The organism is Mesorhizobium sp. LMG17149 (assembly GCF_024518695.1).
Classification (GTDB): Bacteria; Pseudomonadota; Alphaproteobacteria; order Rhizobiales; family Rhizobiaceae; genus Mesorhizobium.
Genome location: NZ_JANIFL010000014.1, coordinates 201,248 through 220,110 on the forward strand (window position 1 = coordinate 201,248; position 18,863 = coordinate 220,110).

Sequence of the window (18,863 nt, forward strand, 5' to 3'; positions counted from 1 at the left end):
CACATGGCCGCGCTTTTGCGTCCGGTCAAGGGGAAGCGCCCAAATTGCGGGCCGGCCCGCGGCAATACACTCTTAGAGTGTATGGAGAAAATCACAGAATTTGGGAAAGGGAGATGGTGGTCTCAAGTCAGCGGAAACGACTGGTTTTCATTTTCGCCGAGTCGCGGAAAGCTGCTGGAGCAGTGGCATCGGGGCGACGCCAGTGGCAAATTGATCGACGCTGGCCGCCGGCTGCATAGAGCGATGCCTGGCGACCAGCCTTGTTCCGCCATCAGGCGTGAATGTATTGAGTATCTTAGTCGGCCTTGACGATATGCCAGACTTCGCCGACGCCGTCGCCGGTCACATCGCCGGGCTTCTTGTCCTTGATGAAGGTGTAGACCGGCTTGCCGTCATAGGCCCACATCTTGGTGCCGTCGGTGCGGTCGACAACGGTCCATTCGTCGTCCGCCTTGGCGCCGGCTTCGGCTTTCAGCGGCGGCCAGTTGGTGGCGCATTTGTCGTAGCAATTGCTCTTGCCCTTCTCGTCCTTGTCATAGGTGTAGAGCGTCATGCCATTGGCGTCGGTGTAGATCTTGGTGCCATTGACCTCGGCTTCCTTCCACGCGTCGGCGGCGAAGGATGCGGCGGTGCTGAGCAGAAGCGCTGCCAGTCCTGCGGTTATGGTTTTCATGGAAATCTCCCTGACTGGTATCTGGAGACGCGCGGGAAATCGCGGCCTCGCTGTGTCAACGCCCAGGGGCTGCCGTTTCTTCCCCGGCAAGCATGATCTTGCCAACACAATGGTGATTGGTGGACAAGGCTGCGCGTCGCTATATCAGCGGCACGACAGTGGAGTTCCTGGAAATGGCATTGGACATCGGCTATGTCAGCGCGGTCGGGGCGGGAGCCATCTCGTTCCTGTCGCCTTGCGTGCTGCCGCTGGTGCCGCCCTATCTCTGCTATATGGCCGGCGTGTCGGTCGACGATTTCCGTGGCAATGCGGGAACTACGGCGAGGGAAGGCGCGCGCGGCGCGCTGCTTTATTCCTCGATCGCCTTCGTGCTCGGCTTCTCGACCGTCTTTGTCGCGCTTGGCGCCGGGGCCTCGACCATCGGCCGGCTGCTGCGTATCTGGCAGGAGCCGCTAGCGATGGGCGCCGGTGTGCTGATCATCCTCATGGGCCTGAATTTCCTCGGCATCCTGCGCATTCCGCTGCTTTCACGCGAGGCGCGCTTCCAGTCGCAGGGCAAGCCGGCAAGTGCGGTCGCGGCCTATGTCATGGGGCTGGCCTTCGCCTTCGGCTGGACGCCCTGCATCGGCCCGGTGCTCGGTCCGATCCTGACGCTGGCCGGCGGCCGCGAGACGGTGGGCGAGGGCGCGCTGCTGCTCGCCGCCTATTCGCTCGGGCTGGGTATCCCGTTCCTGATCGCCGCCCTGTTTTCCGGCGCCTTCATGCGCTTCCTTGGCAAATTCCGCGTCCATCTCGGCCGCGTCGAAAAAGCGATCGGCGCGCTGCTGGTGGTCGCCGGCGTGTTTTTCCTCACCGGCGGCGTGCAGACGGTGTCTTACTGGCTGCTGGAAAATTTCCCGGTGCTGGGGCGGCTGGGGTAGGTCGCGTCGGCGGAACGATGCACGGCAGCCCGCATTTGCAGTACCGTTGATCAACACTTTTTCGAGCCGGGAGGCGAGAATGGTAGCCAAGGCGGATGTGCGAAAATTCTTCAAGGTCTATGAGAAAATCTACAATGACGCGATCGCCGACACCGTCGATCTCAACGACGTCGCGGACATGTATTCGGCCGGTTTTGTCTCGGTGACGCCGGCAGCGGTCATGGTTGGCGAGAATGGCGAGCAGTTGAAGGCCATCATGACAAAGGGTTTTGAGGCCTATCGTGCCCTCGGCAGCAAGAGGATGACCTGCAAGGAGGTCTCTGTGACACCTGTCGACCAGGACCATTGCGTGGCTGAGGTAAGCTGGGCCGGTGACTATGAACGCAAGGATGGGAGTCCCGTGACCATCGACTTTGCGGTCAACTATCTCGTCGAAAAGCGTGACGGCAAGCTGAAGGTGTTTGGCTGGATATCAGGTGACGAGCAGGCGGAATTCAGGAAACACGGCCTGTTGTAGGTGTGCTGACTGCCGAATTCCGTTTTAAGACCCGCTGATTAAGAGTCAGCTGCTCCGCCATCTCACCGAAATTTAACCGCATTGGTGAAGCAAGGCGCCACTGCTAGCATGCTTTGATTCCCAACCCTTTTCATATGGTTGTCCCTTCCATGAGCCAGAGATCCTGCCTGTCCGTCATTCTCGCCGCCGGCGAAGGCACGCGCATGAAGAGCGTGCTGCCGAAGGTGCTGCACCAGATTGCCGGCCTGCCGATGGTCGCCCATGTGGTGAGGGCGGCCGAAGCTGCCGGCGCGGGCAGCCAGGCGCTGGTGATCGGTCATGGCGCGGAAGAGATGCGCAAGGCGGCGGCAAAGTTCGCGCCGAAGGCCGAGACTTTCGTGCAGGAAAAGCGCCTTGGCACCGCGCACGCCGTGCTGGCCGCACGCGATGCGATATCAAAGGGTTATGACGATATCCTGGTGATGTTTGGCGACACGCCGCTGATCGACGCCGATGCGCTGACCGTGGCGCGGCTGAAGCTGGCCGAGGGCGCCGCCGTCGTCGTGATCGGCTTCCGCCCGCCCAGCCCGACCGGATATGGCAGGCTGTTCGAAAAGGACGGCAAGCTGATCGCCATCCGCGAAGAGAAGGACTGCTCCGAGGAGGAGAGGAAAATAGCCTTCTGCAATGCCGGCATGATGGCGGTGGCCGGTGATCACGCGCTGAAACTGCTCGATCAGGTAGGCAACAACAACGCCAAAGGCGAGTATTATCTCACCGACATTGTCGAGATCGCCAGCGCGCGAGGCCTCGATGTCGTCGCCACCGAAGCCAGCTTCGAAAGCGCGCTCGGCATCAACAACCGCGCCGAACTGGCGCAAGCCGAGGGCATATGGCAGGCGCGCCGGCGGCATGAAGCGATGCTGTCGGGCGTGACGCTGATCGCGCCGGAGACGGTGTATTTCTCGCACGACACCGAGATCGGCACTGACACAATCGTCGAGCCCAATGTCTGGTTCGGTCCGGGCGTGAAGATTGCGACGGGCGCCAAGATACATGCGTTCAGCCACATCGAAGGCGCCACCATTGCGTCCAATTGCGATGTCGGGCCGTACGCGCGGCTGCGGCCGGGTGCTGATCTCCGGGACAAGGCCAAGGTCGGCAATTTTTGCGAGGTCAAGCAGGCGGTTATCGAAGAGGGCGCCAAGGTCAACCATTTGACCTATATCGGCGATGCCCGCGTCGGCGCGGGCGCCAATATCGGCGCTGGCACCATCACCTGCAATTATGACGGCTATTCGAAATTCTTCACCGACATCGGCGAGGGCGCGTTCATTGGCTCCAATTCGTCGCTGGTGGCGCCTGTCACCATCGGCAAGGGCGGCTACATTGCCTCGGGCAGCGTGATCACCGAAAGCGTGCCCGACGATGCGCTGGCCTTCGGCCGTGCTCGCCAAAAGACGATCCCGGGCAAGGGCAAGGAATTGCGCGAACGCTTTGCTTCGGCCGCGGCTGCGAAGAAAAAGTAAGACCAGCCCGCAAAAAACCGAACGATTGCAGTAACCGGATTGCAAGAGCGGTCTGTCATGGTGCATCGACAAGAATGAGCGTTCCGTTACACGGGACGAAATGCAATGTGACTTTCGCGGCAGGCCGGCCATCCCTAAATAGCGCTGGTTTTCCACGGGGACTCGGGGGCTGTCTGCATGTGCGGTATCGTTGGAATCGTCGGCCACTCGCAGGTTGCGCCGCTCATCGTCGATGCGCTGAAGCGGTTGGAATATCGCGGCTATGACTCGGCCGGCGTCGCCACCATCGAGCACGGCCAGCTTGCTCGCCGCCGCGCCGAAGGCAAGCTGATCAACCTCGAGCGCCGGCTCAAGGACGAGCCGCTCGACGGTACGATCGGCATCGGTCACACACGCTGGGCGACACACGGCGTGCCCAACGAGACCAATGCGCATCCGCATTTTTCCGACGGTGTCGCCATCGTCCATAACGGCATCATCGAGAATTTCGCCGAATTGCGCGAAGAACTGATCCGCGATGGCTATTCTTTCTCCTCGCAGACCGACACCGAGGTCGTCGCCCATCTGGTGGCGCGCGAACTCGCCAAAGGCCTGAAGCCGGTCGAGGCCGCGCACCAGGCGCTGAAGCGGCTGGAAGGCGCCTTTGCGCTGGCAATCATGTTCAAGGGCGACGAGGACCTGATCGTCGGCGCGCGCAATGGTCCGCCTTTGGCTGTCGGCCATGGCGATGGCGAGATGTTTTTGGGCTCCGACGCCATCGCGCTCGCACCGTTCACCAATTCGATCACCTATCTCGAAGATGGCGACTGGGCGGTGGTGCGCCGCGACGGCGTCACCATCTTCGACATCGACGGCACAAAGGTCGACCGCAAGCGCCAGCAGTCGCTTTCGACCAGCTTCATGGTCGACAAGGGCAATCGGCGCCATTTCATGGAGAAGGAGATCCATGAGCAGCCCGAAGTGATCTCGCATACCTTGGCGAATTATCTCGATTTTGTCGGCGGCGTCTCCAAGCCGCTGGATCTGCCGTTCAATTTCGCAGAGATCAACCGGCTGGCGATTTCGGCCTGCGGTACCGCCTATCTTGCCGGCCTGATCGGCAAATACTGGTTCGAGCGCTACGCGCGCCTGCCCGTCGACATCGATGTCGCCTCCGAATTCCGTTACCGCGAAATGCCATTGTCGAAGAACGACGCGGCGTTCTTCATTTCGCAGTCCGGTGAGACTGCCGACACGCTGGCCTCGCTGCGTTATTGCCGCAAGGCCGGCATGAAGATCGGCGCGATCGTCAATGTGCGCGAATCGACCATGGCGCGCGAATCCGATGTCGTGCTGCCGACGCTCGCCGGGCCGGAGATCGGCGTTGCCTCGACCAAGGCGTTCACCTGCCAGCTGTCCGTGCTGGCATCGCTTGCCGTGCGGGCCGGCGTGGCGCGCGGGACAATCTCGAAAGAACAAGAGAAGACCCTGGTGCGCGCGCTATCGGAAGCGCCGCGCTATGCCAATCAGGTGCTCAAGCTTGAAGAGCAGATCGAACGGATCGCGCGTGAACTCTCACGCTACAAGGACGTGCTCTATCTCGGCCGCGACACCAACTTTCCGCTGGCCATGGAAGGCGCGCTGAAACTCAAGGAAATCTCCTATATCCACGCCGAGGGCTATGCGGCCGGCGAGCTGAAGCATGGACCGATCGCGCTGATCGATGAGAACATGCCGGTCATCGTCATTGCGCCGCACGACCACATTTTCGAAAAAACCGTGTCGAACATGCAGGAAGTGGCGGCGCGCGGCGGCAAGATCATCCTGATCACCGACAGCAAGGGTGCGGCGCTGACGAGCGTCAAGACGATGGAGACGATCATCCTGCCGGACGTGCCGGAAATCATCTCGCCGATCATCTACGCGCTGCCGATCCAGATGCTGGCCTATTTTACCGCCGTCTTCATGGGCACCGACGTCGACCAGCCGCGCAATCTGGCGAAATCGGTGACGGTGGAATAGGCCTCATCCTTTCGTCATCCACGGGCGTAGCGGGAGCGAAGCTCCTGCGCAGACCCGAGGATCCATTCCGTGACGGTATGGCGGATCAAAGCAGTGCAGAACTTGGCGCTACCACCCAGTCCCGCGGAAAAGCTCGAACCACTCCGGATTGGCCTTTTCGATCAATTCAATCTTCCATGACGCGGCCAACGTTTCAGCGACTTCTCGCGCTGGATTGCATCGCGGATGTCGAAATACTCTTCGTACCAAACCAAGCGTTCTACGCCATACCGCCCAGTAAAGCGCGAACCCCACCAGACTTGTGCTCGGGCATTCGGCGGCCGAGATCGTTTGTGACGCCAATATAGATGGTGCCGCGTTTCCGGCTCGCAGTTAAATAGACATAGCCCGTCATGAACGAAGTATAGCGACCGAACGATCCGCCGACCATCTTGAGGGGTTGCATTCTTCGGCCGACGCCACGGAATGGATCCTCGGGTCTGCGCCGCGTCGCTTCGCTCCTTGCTCCGCCCGTGGATGACGAAGGGGAGGGGTGTTTCGGCTAATCGCGAACGTATGCTGCTTCCGTTTGGATTGTTTCGTTGAAAGTGGCGGCATAATCGGCTCTTTAAAAACTTCGCAGTTCCAAACTGGACGGCGGTTCACTAATGTTGCGCTGCAACCCGCGCCTCCGGTGAATCATGTCCGACGCTCCCAAGACTTCCGGCGTGACCCGGCTGAGGAACTACTTCCTCACGGGCTTCATCGTCTGCGCGCCGCTGGCGATCACCGCCTACATCGCCTGGTCATTCATCGGTTGGGTCGATTCCTGGGTGAAACCCTATATTCCGGCCCGCTACAGCCCTGACACCTATTTGTCGTTTCCTGTGCCGGGATTCGGGCTGATCGTGGCGCTCATCCTGATCACGCTGATCGGCTTCCTTACGGCCAACATCGTCGGCCGCGCCATCGTCAATTTCGGCGAGCGCCTGCTTGGCCGCATGCCGTTGGTGCGCGGCATCTATGGCTCGCTGAAACAGATTTTCGAGACCGTGCTGTCCAACAAGGGCGACATGTTCCGCCAGGTCGGACTGGTCGAATATCCGCGCAAGGGTGTGTGGTCGCTGGTGTTCGTCGCCAGCGAGAAGGAAACCGAGATCAACCAGAAGCTCGACCAGGAAGGCGATCCGCTGATTGCCGTATTCATGCCGTGCACGCCAAACCCGACCACCGGATTCCTGATGTATGTGCCGAAGTCGGACATCGTGCTGCTCGACATGACGATTGAGGACGGCGCCAAGCTGATTGTGTCGGCCGGGCTGGTGGCGCCCGAGGTCAAGCAAATGGTTGTCGTGAATGGCGAGCCGATCGAAGGGATGCTCGCCAACCCGTCGGTTGCCGCCCTGGCTCAGCCGGCGCGCAGGAGCCGCACGGCCTCGTCGCGGCCGAACAAATAAAGCAGCAGGCGCAACGCCTCGCCACGCTGCGATTGCAGCTCCGGGTCGCGCGACAGGATCAGCCTGGCATCGTCGCGGGCGGCCTCCAGAAGGTCGGCATGCGCCTCGATGCGCGCAACCTGGAAACCCGGCGTGCCGGACTGGCGGGTGCCCAGCAATTCGCCTTCGCCGCGCAGCTTCAGGTCTTCTTCGGCGATCAGGAACCCGTCCTCGGTCTCGCGCATCACCGACAGCCGGCGTTTTGCGGTCTCGCCGAGCGGGTCCTTGTAGAGCAGCACGCAGGAGGAGGGCTTGTCGCCACGCCCGACCCGGCCGCGCAGTTGGTGCAGCTGGGCCAGGCCGAAGCGCTCGGCGTGCTCGATGACCATGACGGTGGCGTCCGGCACGTCGACGCCGACCTCAATGACGGTGGTGGCGATCAGGATGCGTGTCTCGCCCTGCTTGAAGGCACGCATCGCCTCGTCCTTCTCGGCACCCTTCATGCGGCCGTGAACGAGCCCGATACGTTCGCCGAACAATGGTTTCAGCGAGGCGAAGCGGTCCTCGGCCGACATCAGCTTGATTTCTTCGGATTCCTCGACCAGCGGACAGATCCAGTAGATCTTCTGGCCGCCGGCGACGGCGTCCACCATGCGGTCGACCAGTTCGTCGAGCCGCTCGAGCGGCAGTGTAACGGTACGGATCGGCTGGCGGCCGGCCGGTTTTTCCGTCAGTTTCGACACGTCCATGTCGCCGAAAGCGGTCAGCACCAGCGTGCGGGGGATGGGAGTGGCCGTCATCACCAGCATGTCGGGCGCGTCGCCCTTGGCGGTGATGGCAAGCCGCTGATGGACGCCGAAACGGTGCTGCTCGTCGATCACGGCGAAGACCAGGTCGTGGAACATGACCGTCTCCTGGAACAGCGCATGGGTGCCGACCACGATGTCGATCTCGCCGCTTGCCAGGCCGGCCAGCGTATCCGCGCGTTCGCGGCCCTTTTCGCGGCCGGTGAGGATAGCAATGCGCAGCCCGACCTTGGCGGCAAGCGGCGTGATGGTCGCCAGATGCTGGCGCGCCAGGATTTCGGTCGGCGCCATCAGTGCTGCCTGGCCGCCGGCCTCGACGGCGCGCGCCATGGCCAGCAGCGCGACGACCGTCTTGCCGGAGCCGACATCGCCCTGCAGGAGCCGCAGCATGCGCTCGGGATCGGCAAGGTCGGCATTGATTTCGGCCAGCGCGAACTCCTGGCTCGATGTCAGCGAGTAGGGCAGTGCGGCCCTCAGTTTTTCGACGATGCGGCCGTCGCCGACCAGGGGACGGCCGGACAGGCGGCGGACTTTCGCCCGCACCAGCGCCAGCGAGACCTGGCCCGCCAGCAGCTCGTCATAGGCCAGGCGCCGCCAGGCAGCGCCATCGATGGAGACATCGATCGGGTCGGCCGGATTGTGGATGCGGGCGAGCGCATCGGCAAAGGCCGCAAAGGTGTGCCGGCGCATGAAGGCGCCGTCCTGCCATTCGGGAAATTCAGGCACACGCGCCAGCGCCTGGCCGATCGCCCGGCGCAGCACCTTGCCCGAGAGCCCGGCTGTCAGGGGATAGACCGGTTCGACCAGCGGCAGGTTTTCCGCCTCGCTGGCCAGCGCAATATGGTCGGGGTGGACCATGCTCGGGCGGCCATTGAACCATTCCATGCGGCCCGAGACCACGACATGCTCGCCCTCGGGCATCGCCTTTTCGAGATAGGAAGCGTGAGCATGGAAGAAGGTCAGCGCGATCTCGCCGGTGTCGTCATGGGCGAAGACGCGGTAAGGCACCGACCTGTTGCCGCGCGGCGGCGGCTGGTGGCGGTCGATGCGCACCTCCAGCGTCACGATTTGGCCTTCCGCGGATCCTGCGATGCCCGGGCGGCTGCGCCGGTCGATGACGGTGTGCGGCAGCACGAACAGAAGGTCGCCCGCGCGGGCGGGGCGGTCACCCAGATCGGCCGGGACAACCTTCTCGATCAGCGCGCCGACTTTCGGTCCGACGCCTGCAAGCGACGTGATCGGTACAAACAAGGGATCGAGGATGGTCGGGCGCATGATGTCAGCTTATGTTGCGATGGCGGCAGCGCAAGGCTGACAGCCCCTTCTATCCACGCTATATGCGCCGCAGCAAGCAAGGATGCGGCACGATGACCGGAACGACGAGATCAAGCGAGGGGCTCGACGTCCGCCGCCGCAAGCTTCTGTTTCGCTCCTGGCATCGCGGCATGCGCGAGATGGACCTGATCCTCGGCACTTTCGCCGACGCTGAGATCGGCGCCTTGACGGCCGAGGAAATCGACCAATATGAGAGGCTCCTCGACATTCCCGATACCGAATTCCTGCCCATGGTCACCGGCGAACGCCCGGTGCCGGCCGATATCGATTGTGCCGTCCTGCAAAAGATCCTGGCTTTCCGCCATTCTCTGACATTCTGAACACAAGCAATTCCAGGAAAAGTGCAAAGCGCTTCCCCTAGTGAATTGCGATAAAACAAGACCGTGATTTCATGAGCCTCATTCCCACCATCGGTTTGCCGAAAGACCGCGCCGGCCAGTTCATCGTCGACGGCGTCGCTGATGGCTATGAAGCCTTTGCGCTGGTGCAGGCGGCACTCGAGATCGCGCCCGACAAGCCGGTTCTGTTCGTCGCGCGCGACGGTCAGCGCCTGCCGGCGATCGTTGAGGCGCTGTCTTTCGCTGCCCCCGGCCTGCCGGTGCTGCAACTGCCGGCGTGGGATTGTCTGCCCTACGACCGCGTCTCGCCCGGTTCGGATGCTGCCGCCAAGCGCCTCGATGCGCTGACCGCCATGATCGCTCTGGCGAAGAAGCCGCACCGCGCCGTCATCCTCACCACCGCCAATGCGCTGCTGCAGCGCATTCCGCCGGCGGATCTCGTCGAGGCACAGACGTTCCACGCCAGGCCCGGCAACCAGATCGACATGAACGTACTGGTGTCGCGGCTGGAAACGTCCGGTTTTGAGCGCGTGCCGACCGTGCGTGGCATCGGCGAGTTCGCGGTGCGCGGCGGCATTCTCGACCTGTTCGCGCCTGGCTGGACCGAAGCGCTCAGGCTCGACTTCTTCGGCGACACGCTTGAATCGATCCGCGTCTTCGACGCCGCCACGCAGCGCACCACCGGCCAGCGCAAGTCGATGGCGCTGCAGGCGATGAGCGAAGTGGCGCTGACGCCCGAAACCATCAGCCGTTTCCGCCGCTCCTATATCGAAGCCTTTGGCGCTCCACAGCGCGATGACGGGCTCTATGCAGCAGTCAGCGAAGGCAGGCGGTTTGCCGGAATGGAACACTGGCTGCCGTTTTTCTATGAGCGGCTGGAGACGGTGTTCGACTATCTGCCTGACACGCCTGTCATCTTCGACCATCTGGCGCATGAGGCGTTGGCCGAACGCCACACGCTGATCCTCGACCATTACGAGGCGCGCAAGAAGCAGGCGGACGGTGCCTTGAAGGACGCCGTGCCCTACAAGCCGGTCGCACCGGACCTGCTCTATCTCTCCCCGGAAAACCTGATTGCCTCGCTCGGGCCGCGTGAAGCGATCGACTTCACGCCATTCGACGCGCCCGAAGTTGGCGCCAAGAAGGTCTATCACGCCGGCTCGCGCCACGGCCGCAGCTTCGTCGAGGAGCGCGCCGATCCGAACGCCAATGTGTTCGATGTCGTCGTCAAACACATCGCCGATGAGCGCGCGGCGCGCCGCCGCATTGTCATTGCCGGCTGGACCGAAGGCTCGCTCGACCGGCTTGGCCAGATCCTTGCCGAACACCATCTCGGCAATCTCAAGCAGGTGGCGACGCTGGCGGAAGCCGAAAAGCTCGAACCGGGGCAGGCGGCCCTGGCCGTACTGCCGCTCGAATCCGGCTTCGAGACCGAAAAACTGGTCGTCGTCGCCGAACAGGACATTTTGGGCGACCGGCTGATCCGGCGTTCGAAACGCAAGAAGCGTCCCTCGGACTTCATTGCCGAGGCCTCGGCGCTGTCGGCCGGCGACATTGTCGTCCATGCCGATCATGGCATTGGCCGTTTCATCGGCCTGCGTACCATCGAAGCGGTCGGCGCACCGCATGACTGCCTTGAAATCCACTATGCGGGTGACGACCGGCTGTTCCTGCCGGTGGAAAACATCGAGCTTCTGTCGCGCTACGGTTCTGACACAGCCGAGGCGACGCTGGACAAGCTTGGCGGCGGCGCCTGGCAGTCGCGCAAGGCGCGACTGAAGAAGCGCCTGCTCGACATGGCCGGGCAGCTGATCCGCATCGCCGCCGAACGGCAGATGCGCTCCGCACCGCCACTGGTGCCGGCAGAAGGCCTCTATGGCGAGTTCGCGGCCCGCTTCCCCTATGAAGAGACCGACGACCAGCAGACGGCCATCGATTCGGTGCGCGACGATCTTGCTGCCGGCAAGCCGATGGACCGGCTGATTTGCGGCGATGTCGGCTTCGGCAAGACCGAAGTGGCGCTGCGTGCCGCCTTCATCGCGGCGATGGAAGGCTTTCAGGTGGCAGTTGTGGTGCCGACGACATTGTTGTCGCGCCAGCATTTCAAGACCTTTTCGCAGCGTTTCTCCGGCCTGCCGATCCGTGTCGGCCAGGCGTCGCGGCTGGTCGGCGCCAAGGAACTGGCCGAGACCAAGAAAGGCATCGCCGAGGGCCAGGTCGACATTGTCATCGGTACGCACGCGCTGCTTGGTTCCGCGATCTCGTTCAAGAACCTTGGCCTGCTGATCATCGACGAGGAGCAGCACTTTGGCGTCAAGCACAAGGAGCGGCTGAAGGATTTGAAAACCGACGTGCACGTGCTGACGCTCTCGGCGACACCGATCCCGCGCACGCTGCAACTGGCGTTGACCGGGGTGCGCGAGCTGTCGCTGATCGCCACGCCACCGGTCGACCGCATGGCGGTGCGCACCTTCATCTCGCCGTTCGATCCCCTGGTCATTCGCGAGACGCTGCTGCGCGAGCGTTATCGCGGCGGCCATTCCTTCTATGTGGTGCCGCGCATCAGCGATCTTTCGGAAATCCATGATTTCCTGAAGGAATCCGTGCCGGAGTTGAAGGTGGCGGTGGCACATGGCCAGATGCCGCCGGGCGAACTCGACGATATCATGAATGCCTTCTATGACGGCCAGTACGACGTGCTGTTGTCGACGACCATCGTCGAATCCGGTCTCGACATCCCCACCGCCAACACGCTGATCATCCACCGCGCCGACATGTTCGGCCTGTCGCAGCTTTATCAGCTGCGCGGCCGCGTCGGGCGTTCCAAGGTGCGCGCCTATGCGCTGTTCACGCTGCCGGCCAACCGCAAGCTGACCGACACCGCCGAGCGCCGGCTGAAGGTGCTGCAATCGCTGGATACGTTGGGCGCCGGCTTCCAGCTCGCCAGCCACGACCTCGATATCAGGGGCGCCGGCAATCTTCTTGGCGAAGAGCAGTCCGGCCACATCAAGGAGGTCGGCTTCGAGCTCTACCAGCAGATGCTGGAAGAGGCCGTCGCCGAGGTGAAGGATTCCGGCGAAGTGCAGGATGGCGGCTGGTCGCCGCAGATTGCCGTCGGCACGGCGGTGATGATCCCGGAAAGCTATGTTCCGGACCTGCAGCTCCGGCTGGCGCTCTACCGCAGGCTTGGCGATCTCGAAAACACCGAGGAAATCGACGCTTTCGGCGCCGAGCTGATCGACCGCTTCGGCCCGCTGCCGGACGAGGTCAAGCATCTGCTCAAGATCGTCTTCATCAAGGCGCTCTGCCGCAAGGCCAATGTCGAGAAGCTCGACGCCGGGCCGAAGGGCGTCGTCATCCATTTCCGCAAGCGCGAATTCTCCAACCCGGTCGGGCTCGTCCGGTTCATCGGCGAGCAGGGCTCGCTGGCCAAGATCCGGCCGGACCACAGCGTCGTCTTCGTGCGCGATTGGCCAACCCCCGAGAAGCGATTGGCGGGCTCGGCGGTCGTCATGACCCAGTTGGCGCGGCTGGTGGAGAAGGCGGCGTAGCCGGCCCAGGCCATTCGCCAGCGCTTGAATTCCGGTCTAGAATAGGAAATCGGCTTCGTGTATGGAGCCGCCATCCCATATAGGGGCGGGAAATGGCAGGCGAGGGTGCTTGCCGGAAAGAGCGTTGGGTGCAGCGATGACGAAATGGTCGCCGAATTCGTGGAGAGCAAAGCCGATCAAGCAGGTTCCTGCCTATCCGGACCTTGCCGCGCTGAAGAACACGGAGGCCCAGCTCGCAACCTTTCCGCCGCTGGTTTTTGCCGGTGAGGCGCGCAAGCTGAAGAAGCAGCTCGCTTCTGTGGCCGCCGGTGACGCATTCCTTCTCCAGGGCGGCGATTGCGCCGAGAGCTTCGCCGAGCATGGCGCGGACAACATCCGCGATTTCTTCCGCGTCTTCCTGCAGATGTCCGTGGTGCTCACCTTCGCCGGCGCGCAGCCGGTGGTGAAGGTTGGCCGCGTTGCCGGCCAGTTCGCCAAGCCGCGTTCGTCCGACAACGAGACCAAGGGCGAGGTGACGCTGCCCAGCTATCGCGGCGATATCATCAACGGCATCGAATTCGACCCCAAGTCGCGCATTCCAGATCCCGCTCGCCAGGAGATGGCGTACCGCCAGTCGGCGGCGACCCTCAACCTTTTGCGCGCCTTCGCGCAAGGCGGCTATGCCAGCCTGGAGAATGTGCACCGCTGGATGCTCGGCTTCGTGTCCGACAGTCCGCAGGGCGAGAAATACGAGTCTCTTGCCAACCGCATCACCGAGACGATGGACTTCATGAAAGCCGTCGGCATCACCTCGGAAACCAACTACGCGCTGCGCGAAACCGATTTCTACACCAGCCACGAGGCGCTGCTGCTCGGCTACGAGGAGGCACTGACGCGCGTCGACTCGACCTCCGGCGACTGGTACGCCACCTCGGGTCATATGATCTGGATCGGCGACCGCACCCGCCAGCCCGACCATGCGCATGTCGAATATTGCCGTGGCATCAAGAACCCGCTCGGCCTGAAATGCGGTCCGTCGCTGACGCCGGACGGCTTGCTGGAGCTGATCGACCTGCTCAATCCCGAGAACGAGCCCGGCCGGCTGACGCTGATCGCCCGCTTCGGTTCCGACAAGGTCGCCGACCATCTGCCGAAGCTGGTTCGCGCGGTGCAGAAGGAAGGCCGCTCCGTGGTGTGGTCGTCGGACCCGATGCACGGCAACACGATCGAGGCCGCCGGCTACAAGACGCGGCCGTTCGACCGCATTCTCAAGGAGGTGCAGACCTTCTTCGAGGTGCACCGCGCCGAAGGCACGCATCCGGGCGGCATCCATGTCGAAATGACCGGCAAGAACGTCACCGAATGCACCGGTGGCGCGCGCGCCATCACCGCCGAGGAATTGCAGGACCGCTACCACACCCATTGCGATCCGCGCCTTAACGCCGACCAGGCGATCGAACTGGCCTTCCTGGTCTCGGATCTGTTGAAGAAGAGCCACCCGGTGCAGCACAAGCAGGCGGTCAACGGCTGATTTTCGCGCAGTCCGAATAAGATCCATGAAAGGGCGTCCGAGAAATCGGGCGCCTTTTATGTCTGCGCTAGTCCAGTGTTCCCGGCACCAGCCGGCAGGGACTGTCAGTCCTTCTTGTAGAGCAGCCAGCTCTTGCCGGCCCGGCCTGCCATCGTCGAGTGCCTGGTGACCCGGTTGCGGCCGCTGACCTTGGAGCGATAGAGCGCCCGGTCGGCCTTGGTGTAGAGATCTTCGGGTCCTTCGGCTTCGGACGCCATGCAGATACCCATCGAGACGGTGACGGTGCCGTAATTCGTACCGGTCTGGCTGCTGGTGAACGGCGTCTGCTCGATCAGGGCGCGAATGCGCTCTGCGACGTCATAGGTGGCGTCCTCGCTGGCGCCCTCGATGATCAGCGCGAACTCCTCGCCGCCGGTGCGGGCGACGAACATGTCGCCGCGAATGCTGGTCTGGAAAATATCGGCGATGCTCTGGATGATCTTGTCGCCGACCGGGTGGCCATAGCGGTCGTTGATGTCCTTGAAGCGGTCGATGTCGACAAGAACCAGGGCGTTGAACAGGATGCCCCTGTTGCTGTTGTAGATCCTGGCGATCTCCTTGTCGAAGGCGCGCCGATTCCAGATATGCGTCAAGGGATCGGTGTCAGCCAGGCGCTTGTACTCCTCAAGCTTCGACTTGACGCTTTCGAGTTCGGCCGTCTTGTCGCTGAGCGTCGAGGCCACCTGCCGGCCGTGATCGATCGTCGAATTGGTGGCAACCGCCATGGCGTTGGCGATCTTCTGCAGGAGATCCTGAGAGAGAAGGCTGCGTCCGCTGAGGCCGCTCGATGTCTCATCGAGGATCCTGCCGTATTTCTCGATGTGGCTGCGCTCGCTCCGCAGCAGCGAAGCAACCTCCTCGAGCTCCCTGGCAATGACGTCTCTGGCATGCTCGACGATGCCAGGGCCATGGTTGTGGGCAAAGAAAGTGCGCCCGATCTGGTCCAGTTCATCCTGTGTCGGCCGGCTGGCCAGCGAAACGACGGCCAGACTGAGTTCGCGATTGGTGCCGCTCAGGGCCTCATAGAAGATCTCGTAATTGCGCGGCAGGCCGAGCACGCCCAATTGGCGCATTGTCGCGACAACAGTGGCTGCGATGTCGGTGCTTCGTTCGGTCGGGACAGCTGCCGGCTGCATCTTGGTTCTTCCCCTCGGATCCTCCGCGGAATTCGCGGTTTCCCTTTGTCGCCGAGCCCTGGGGAATGCGACCGACGCTTCGAACAACTTGCGAAGGGATGCGTCCCCACCCACGGCCTTCGCTTGCAGGTGACCATAAATGCGCCGTCGCTAAAGTTTCCTTAACTGGCAGAGGTTCAGCGGGTTTTCTCTGTCTGCGGGCTGTAAAAGCCTTAGTCCGTGCGTCCAACAGTTGGAAACAAAGCCGGTGCGGCGGCTTGAATTCGCGATTCGCGCATCGCACTCTTGAAAATGAAACCGAATTTCGGATTCTCCACGCCAGCACATGTCGCATTTGCTTGCGTGCTTGCGCGGCAAAGCTGGAATCCTAAGCCATGCCCGGCACTTTTCTTCAAGGAGGATCGACGTGAGTGATGGTCACCAGGGATCGTGTCTGTGCGGAGCCGTCCGCTTCAGAACGAACGGGGCGCTGCGTGGCGTCGTCTATTGCCATTGCTCGCAATGCCGCAAGCAGAGCGGACATTTCTATGCCGCGACCAATGTTGCCAACGCCGACATCGTGATCGAGGGCACGGAAAGTATCACCTGGTACGAAGCCTCTACCTTCGCCAGGCGTGGGTTCTGCAAGGCATGCGGATCGGTGCTGTTCTGGAAGCCGCGAGACCAGGACTACGTTTCGGTCATGGCGGGATCGTTCGACAAGCCGACAGGTCTTGAGGGGGAATGCCATATCTTCGTCGGTGACAAGGGCGACTATTATTCGATCGACGACGGGCTGCCACAGTTTGAAAAGTCGACACCGTCCATACCGGTTGCTGAATGAATCTTGGACAAGTCACCTTATTCCATTGATCTGGCCAGCCATTGCATTATCCCGTGCCGGTGATTCGCAAAGGGGTTTGGCATGCAGCGGCTGATCGATGCTTATTTCAATTCGGTGCGGGCGTTTCGCAAGCTGGCCACCAGCGAGAAGGCTTTCCAGCAGGAGCTGATGCTGCTGGCGCTTGCCTTGCCGCTCGGCTGGTTCGTTTCGATCTCGTGGCGCGGTTATGCCTTGCTGATCGGCGCGGTGCTGCTCCTGATCATGGTCGAAGTGCTGAACACCGGCATCGAGGCGGCATGCGACGCTTTCAGCCGCGAGTTCAATGTCGATATCCAGTTGGCCAAGGATTGCGGTTCGCTGGCGGTGCTGATTTCGGTGCTCATCGTCGCCGGCGTCTGGGGCATTGCCATTATCGAGCGGATCACCGGGCTACCGATCTAGCCTTTCGATGCCTATATGCCAGTCACCAAAGGAGACTGTCATGGCCGGGGCCGCCAATTTTCTGCTTCTCGAACGCGTAGGCCTGCCGGATGATCTGCGCTGGCTGGCCGAGAAATATCCGCGTGAAAACTGGCAGGACCATGCCAACATCCACGGCATCGCCAATATGTGGCTGCAGCGGCACGACATGTTCCGCGAACTTGGCGGCATGCTGGCCAACGGCATCGGCGACTACCGTGAGGGACGGCTGACGGCGCCTGATTTCGCGCGCTGGTTCGCGCCCCGCCTCAATCATTTTCTAGGCAACCTCGACGGTCACCACAACGTCGAGGATTATCAATATTTCCCGGTCTTCGCCAAGGCCGAGCCCCGTTTGAAGCACGGCTTCGAGATACTCGATGCCGACCATCACACCATCCATGAGGGGCTGGAGCGTAATGCCGAGGCGGCCAATGCGTTCATCAAGACGCTTCAGGAGAGCGAAGACAGACAGCGCTTTGCCGCCGACGCCTATGCCGACGAAAACAGCCGGCTGATCGCCATGCTGACAAGGCATCTTGCCGACGAGGAAGACCTGATCATCCCGCTTATCCTCGATCGGGGGGATCGGGCGCTCGGCGTGGATTGACGATCAGCCCTCCCTGGCGCGTTCCTTGCTGGCGATGTGACGGGCGACGAGCCATGCCAGAACGGCCACGGTCAAGCCGATGCCAAGCCCGATCAGCAACCGTTCGTGATGCATCAACGCCTGGCCGATGACGTGCTCGGCGCCAAGTCCAAAGACATAACCGATCGTACCGAACAGCACCGCCCAGACCGCCGATGAAAGCGCGTTGAGGATGACGAAGCGCGGCGCAGCGATGTTGGAAAGCCCGGCTGCAATGCCGCCGACGAGGCGCATGCCGTAGATATAGCGGTTGGACAGCACGAAAATGTCGGGATGGGTGTTGAGCAGCCGAAAGGCGCGGCGGAAGCCGGGCCGTTTGCGCAATCTGACGACATAGGGATGGTCGGCGAAGCTTCGTCCGAGGATGAAGAAGAAAGTATCGCCGACGAAGGCGCCGAGCGCCGCCGCAAGAACCGCGTGCCACAGGACGAAGACCTGCTGGTGGGCGAAGAAACCGCCAAGAATGGCGGCACTTTCGCCCTCCGCGACGCAACCGATAAAGACCGCGAGCAGCCCGTATTGTTCGATGAAATGATGGATCGCGTCGGTCATGAAGCCGACTGCTGCGAAGACAGCCTTTCGTCGATCCGCTTGATCATTTCGGTCAGTTGCACGATCTCGTCGCGCATACCGAGAATCTGGCCGTGGCGCAGTTCATCCAGCTTTTCATGCAGCGCCATGATCTCGATCTCGGCTTTCAGGTTGACCTCGTAATCGTGGGCGGCGTCGATGCGGTCGCGTTCGGTCTGGCGGTTCTGCGCCATCATGATCACCGGCGCCTGCAAGGCGGCGACCATCGACAGAACGAGATTGAGGAAGATGAACGGGTAGGGATCGAAGGCGTCACGCGAAAGCAGCCAGACATTGGCTGATGTCCACAGGATCAGAAAGGCGATGAAGGTCAGGATGAAGGACCATGACCCACCGATGCGGGCGATCGTGTCGGCGAGCTGGTCGCCGAAGGTCTGGTGGAAGGCGACGGCCTTGTTGGTGTCGCGCGAGATGGTGGTGCGTTCGAGCGTCGATTGCAGCACCCGGCTTTCGAGATGGCTGAGGCCGTCCGGCCGCCGCTTGAGCCAGCGGTTCGCCAGGTCGTCGATCGTCTTGTTCATGGCCATCTCCAGGGTCTTTGGCTTGCCGTAAGAGGTAGAGGCTGCCGGCTCACACGGGAAGTGTTAGATTG

General features: G+C 62.1%; 16 protein-coding genes and 2 pseudogenes. 12 read left to right on the top strand and 6 right to left on the bottom strand.

Going from position 1 to position 18,863, the window contains the following annotated elements:
• Positions 1 to 295: 295 nt before the first annotated feature.
• Positions 296 to 673, bottom strand: a complete 378-nt coding sequence (locus NP945_RS28555) for a hypothetical protein (protein ID WP_127327270.1) — start codon at positions 671 to 673, stop codon at positions 296 to 298.
• Positions 674 to 846: 173 nt separating this feature from the next.
• Between NP945_RS28555 and NP945_RS28560 the strand changes: the two genes are divergently transcribed.
• The 4 genes from NP945_RS28560 to glmS all read left to right on the top strand — a co-directional run bounded on the left by NP945_RS28560 (position 847) and on the right by glmS (position 5,619).
• Entirely contained in the window at positions 847 to 1,593 is a 747-nt protein-coding gene (locus NP945_RS28560) for a cytochrome c biogenesis CcdA family protein (protein WP_127268355.1), read from the top strand.
• Between the two features lie 79 nt (positions 1,594 to 1,672).
• Positions 1,673 to 2,110, top strand: coding sequence for a nuclear transport factor 2 family protein (locus NP945_RS28565; RefSeq protein WP_256748189.1), 438 nt, complete (start codon positions 1,673 to 1,675; stop codon positions 2,108 to 2,110).
• 149 nt (positions 2,111 to 2,259) lie between these two features.
• Positions 2,260 to 3,618: a bifunctional UDP-N-acetylglucosamine diphosphorylase/glucosamine-1-phosphate N-acetyltransferase GlmU gene (glmU, locus tag NP945_RS28570; protein WP_256748190.1), complete on the top strand. Its 1,359-nt coding sequence runs from the start codon at positions 2,260 to 2,262 to the stop codon at positions 3,616 to 3,618.
• A gap of 177 nt (positions 3,619 to 3,795) precedes the next feature.
• The gene (gene glmS / locus NP945_RS28575) at positions 3,796 to 5,619 is read left to right on the top strand and encodes a glutamine--fructose-6-phosphate transaminase (isomerizing) (protein WP_127272024.1); all 1,824 of its coding nucleotides are present in this window, start codon (positions 3,796 to 3,798) and stop codon (positions 5,617 to 5,619) included.
• Positions 5,620 to 5,727: 108 nt separating this feature from the next.
• On the opposite strand, the pseudogene NP945_RS28580 reads toward glmS, so the two are convergent.
• Positions 5,728 to 6,013, bottom strand: a pseudogene (locus tag NP945_RS28580) (GIY-YIG nuclease family protein).
• Between the two features lie 286 nt (positions 6,014 to 6,299).
• Here NP945_RS28580 and NP945_RS28585 point away from each other — a divergent pair.
• A complete protein-coding gene (locus tag NP945_RS28585) occupies positions 6,300 to 7,055 on the top strand; it encodes a DUF502 domain-containing protein (protein WP_027036784.1) in 756 nt (251 codons plus the stop codon).
• Here the strand turns inward: NP945_RS28585 and recG are convergent.
• Complete coding sequence (recG, locus tag NP945_RS28590; RefSeq protein ID WP_127272019.1) at positions 7,007 to 9,115, bottom strand: ATP-dependent DNA helicase RecG; 2,109 nt, start codon at positions 9,113 to 9,115, stop codon at positions 7,007 to 7,009. The genes NP945_RS28585 and recG overlap by 49 nt on opposite strands.
• Positions 9,116 to 9,207: 92 nt before the next feature.
• On the opposite strand from recG, the gene NP945_RS28595 reads away from it, so the two are divergent.
• The 3 genes from NP945_RS28595 to NP945_RS28605 all read left to right on the top strand — a co-directional run bounded on the left by NP945_RS28595 (position 9,208) and on the right by NP945_RS28605 (position 14,574).
• Positions 9,208 to 9,495 carry a succinate dehydrogenase assembly factor 2 gene (locus tag NP945_RS28595; protein WP_027036782.1) on the top strand — a complete coding sequence of 96 codons (288 nt, stop codon included), beginning with the start codon at positions 9,208 to 9,210 and terminating at the stop codon, positions 9,493 to 9,495.
• A 71-nt stretch (positions 9,496 to 9,566) separates the two neighbouring features.
• Positions 9,567 to 13,064 carry a transcription-repair coupling factor gene (mfd, locus tag NP945_RS28600; protein ID WP_127272017.1) on the top strand — a complete coding sequence of 1,166 codons (3,498 nt, stop codon included), beginning with the start codon at positions 9,567 to 9,569 and terminating at the stop codon, positions 13,062 to 13,064.
• A 136-nt stretch (positions 13,065 to 13,200) separates the two neighbouring features.
• Positions 13,201 to 14,574 (top strand): class II 3-deoxy-7-phosphoheptulonate synthase, encoded by a 1,374-nt coding sequence (locus NP945_RS28605; RefSeq protein WP_127272015.1) that lies wholly within the window; start codon positions 13,201 to 13,203, stop codon positions 14,572 to 14,574.
• A 104-nt stretch (positions 14,575 to 14,678) separates the two neighbouring features.
• On the opposite strand, the gene NP945_RS32050 is transcribed toward NP945_RS28605, so the two are convergent.
• Entirely contained in the window at positions 14,679 to 15,338 is a 660-nt protein-coding gene (locus NP945_RS32050) for a GGDEF domain-containing protein (protein ID WP_372337997.1), read from the bottom strand.
• A 191-nt stretch (positions 15,339 to 15,529) separates the two neighbouring features.
• On the opposite strand from NP945_RS32050, the pseudogene NP945_RS32055 reads away from it, so the two are divergent.
• The 4 genes and pseudogenes from NP945_RS32055 to NP945_RS28625 all read left to right on the top strand — a co-directional run.
• Positions 15,530 to 15,607 (top strand): annotated as a pseudogene (locus NP945_RS32055) (hypothetical protein); the annotation flags it as partial.
• Between the two features lie 548 nt (positions 15,608 to 16,155).
• Positions 16,156 to 16,572 (top strand): GFA family protein, encoded by a 417-nt coding sequence (locus NP945_RS28615; RefSeq protein ID WP_027036778.1) that lies wholly within the window; start codon positions 16,156 to 16,158, stop codon positions 16,570 to 16,572.
• An 81-nt stretch (positions 16,573 to 16,653) separates the two neighbouring features.
• Complete coding sequence (locus tag NP945_RS28620) at positions 16,654 to 17,013, top strand: diacylglycerol kinase (RefSeq protein ID WP_023810560.1); 360 nt, start codon at positions 16,654 to 16,656, stop codon at positions 17,011 to 17,013.
• A 40-nt stretch (positions 17,014 to 17,053) separates the two neighbouring features.
• Positions 17,054 to 17,641, top strand: a complete 588-nt coding sequence (locus tag NP945_RS28625; protein ID WP_127327280.1) for a hemerythrin domain-containing protein — start codon at positions 17,054 to 17,056, stop codon at positions 17,639 to 17,641.
• Positions 17,642 to 17,644: 3 nt separating this feature from the next.
• Here the strand turns inward: NP945_RS28625 and NP945_RS28630 are convergent, their stop codons facing one another.
• The gene (locus NP945_RS28630) at positions 17,645 to 18,232 is read right to left on the bottom strand and encodes a DedA family protein (RefSeq protein ID WP_127268646.1); all 588 of its coding nucleotides are present in this window, start codon (positions 18,230 to 18,232) and stop codon (positions 17,645 to 17,647) included.
• Positions 18,229 to 18,792, bottom strand: coding sequence for a DUF1003 domain-containing protein (locus NP945_RS28635; protein ID WP_256748192.1), 564 nt, complete (start codon positions 18,790 to 18,792; stop codon positions 18,229 to 18,231). Before NP945_RS28635 ends, NP945_RS28630 begins: the two co-directional genes overlap by 4 nt.
• Positions 18,793 to 18,863: the final 71 nt, after the last annotated feature.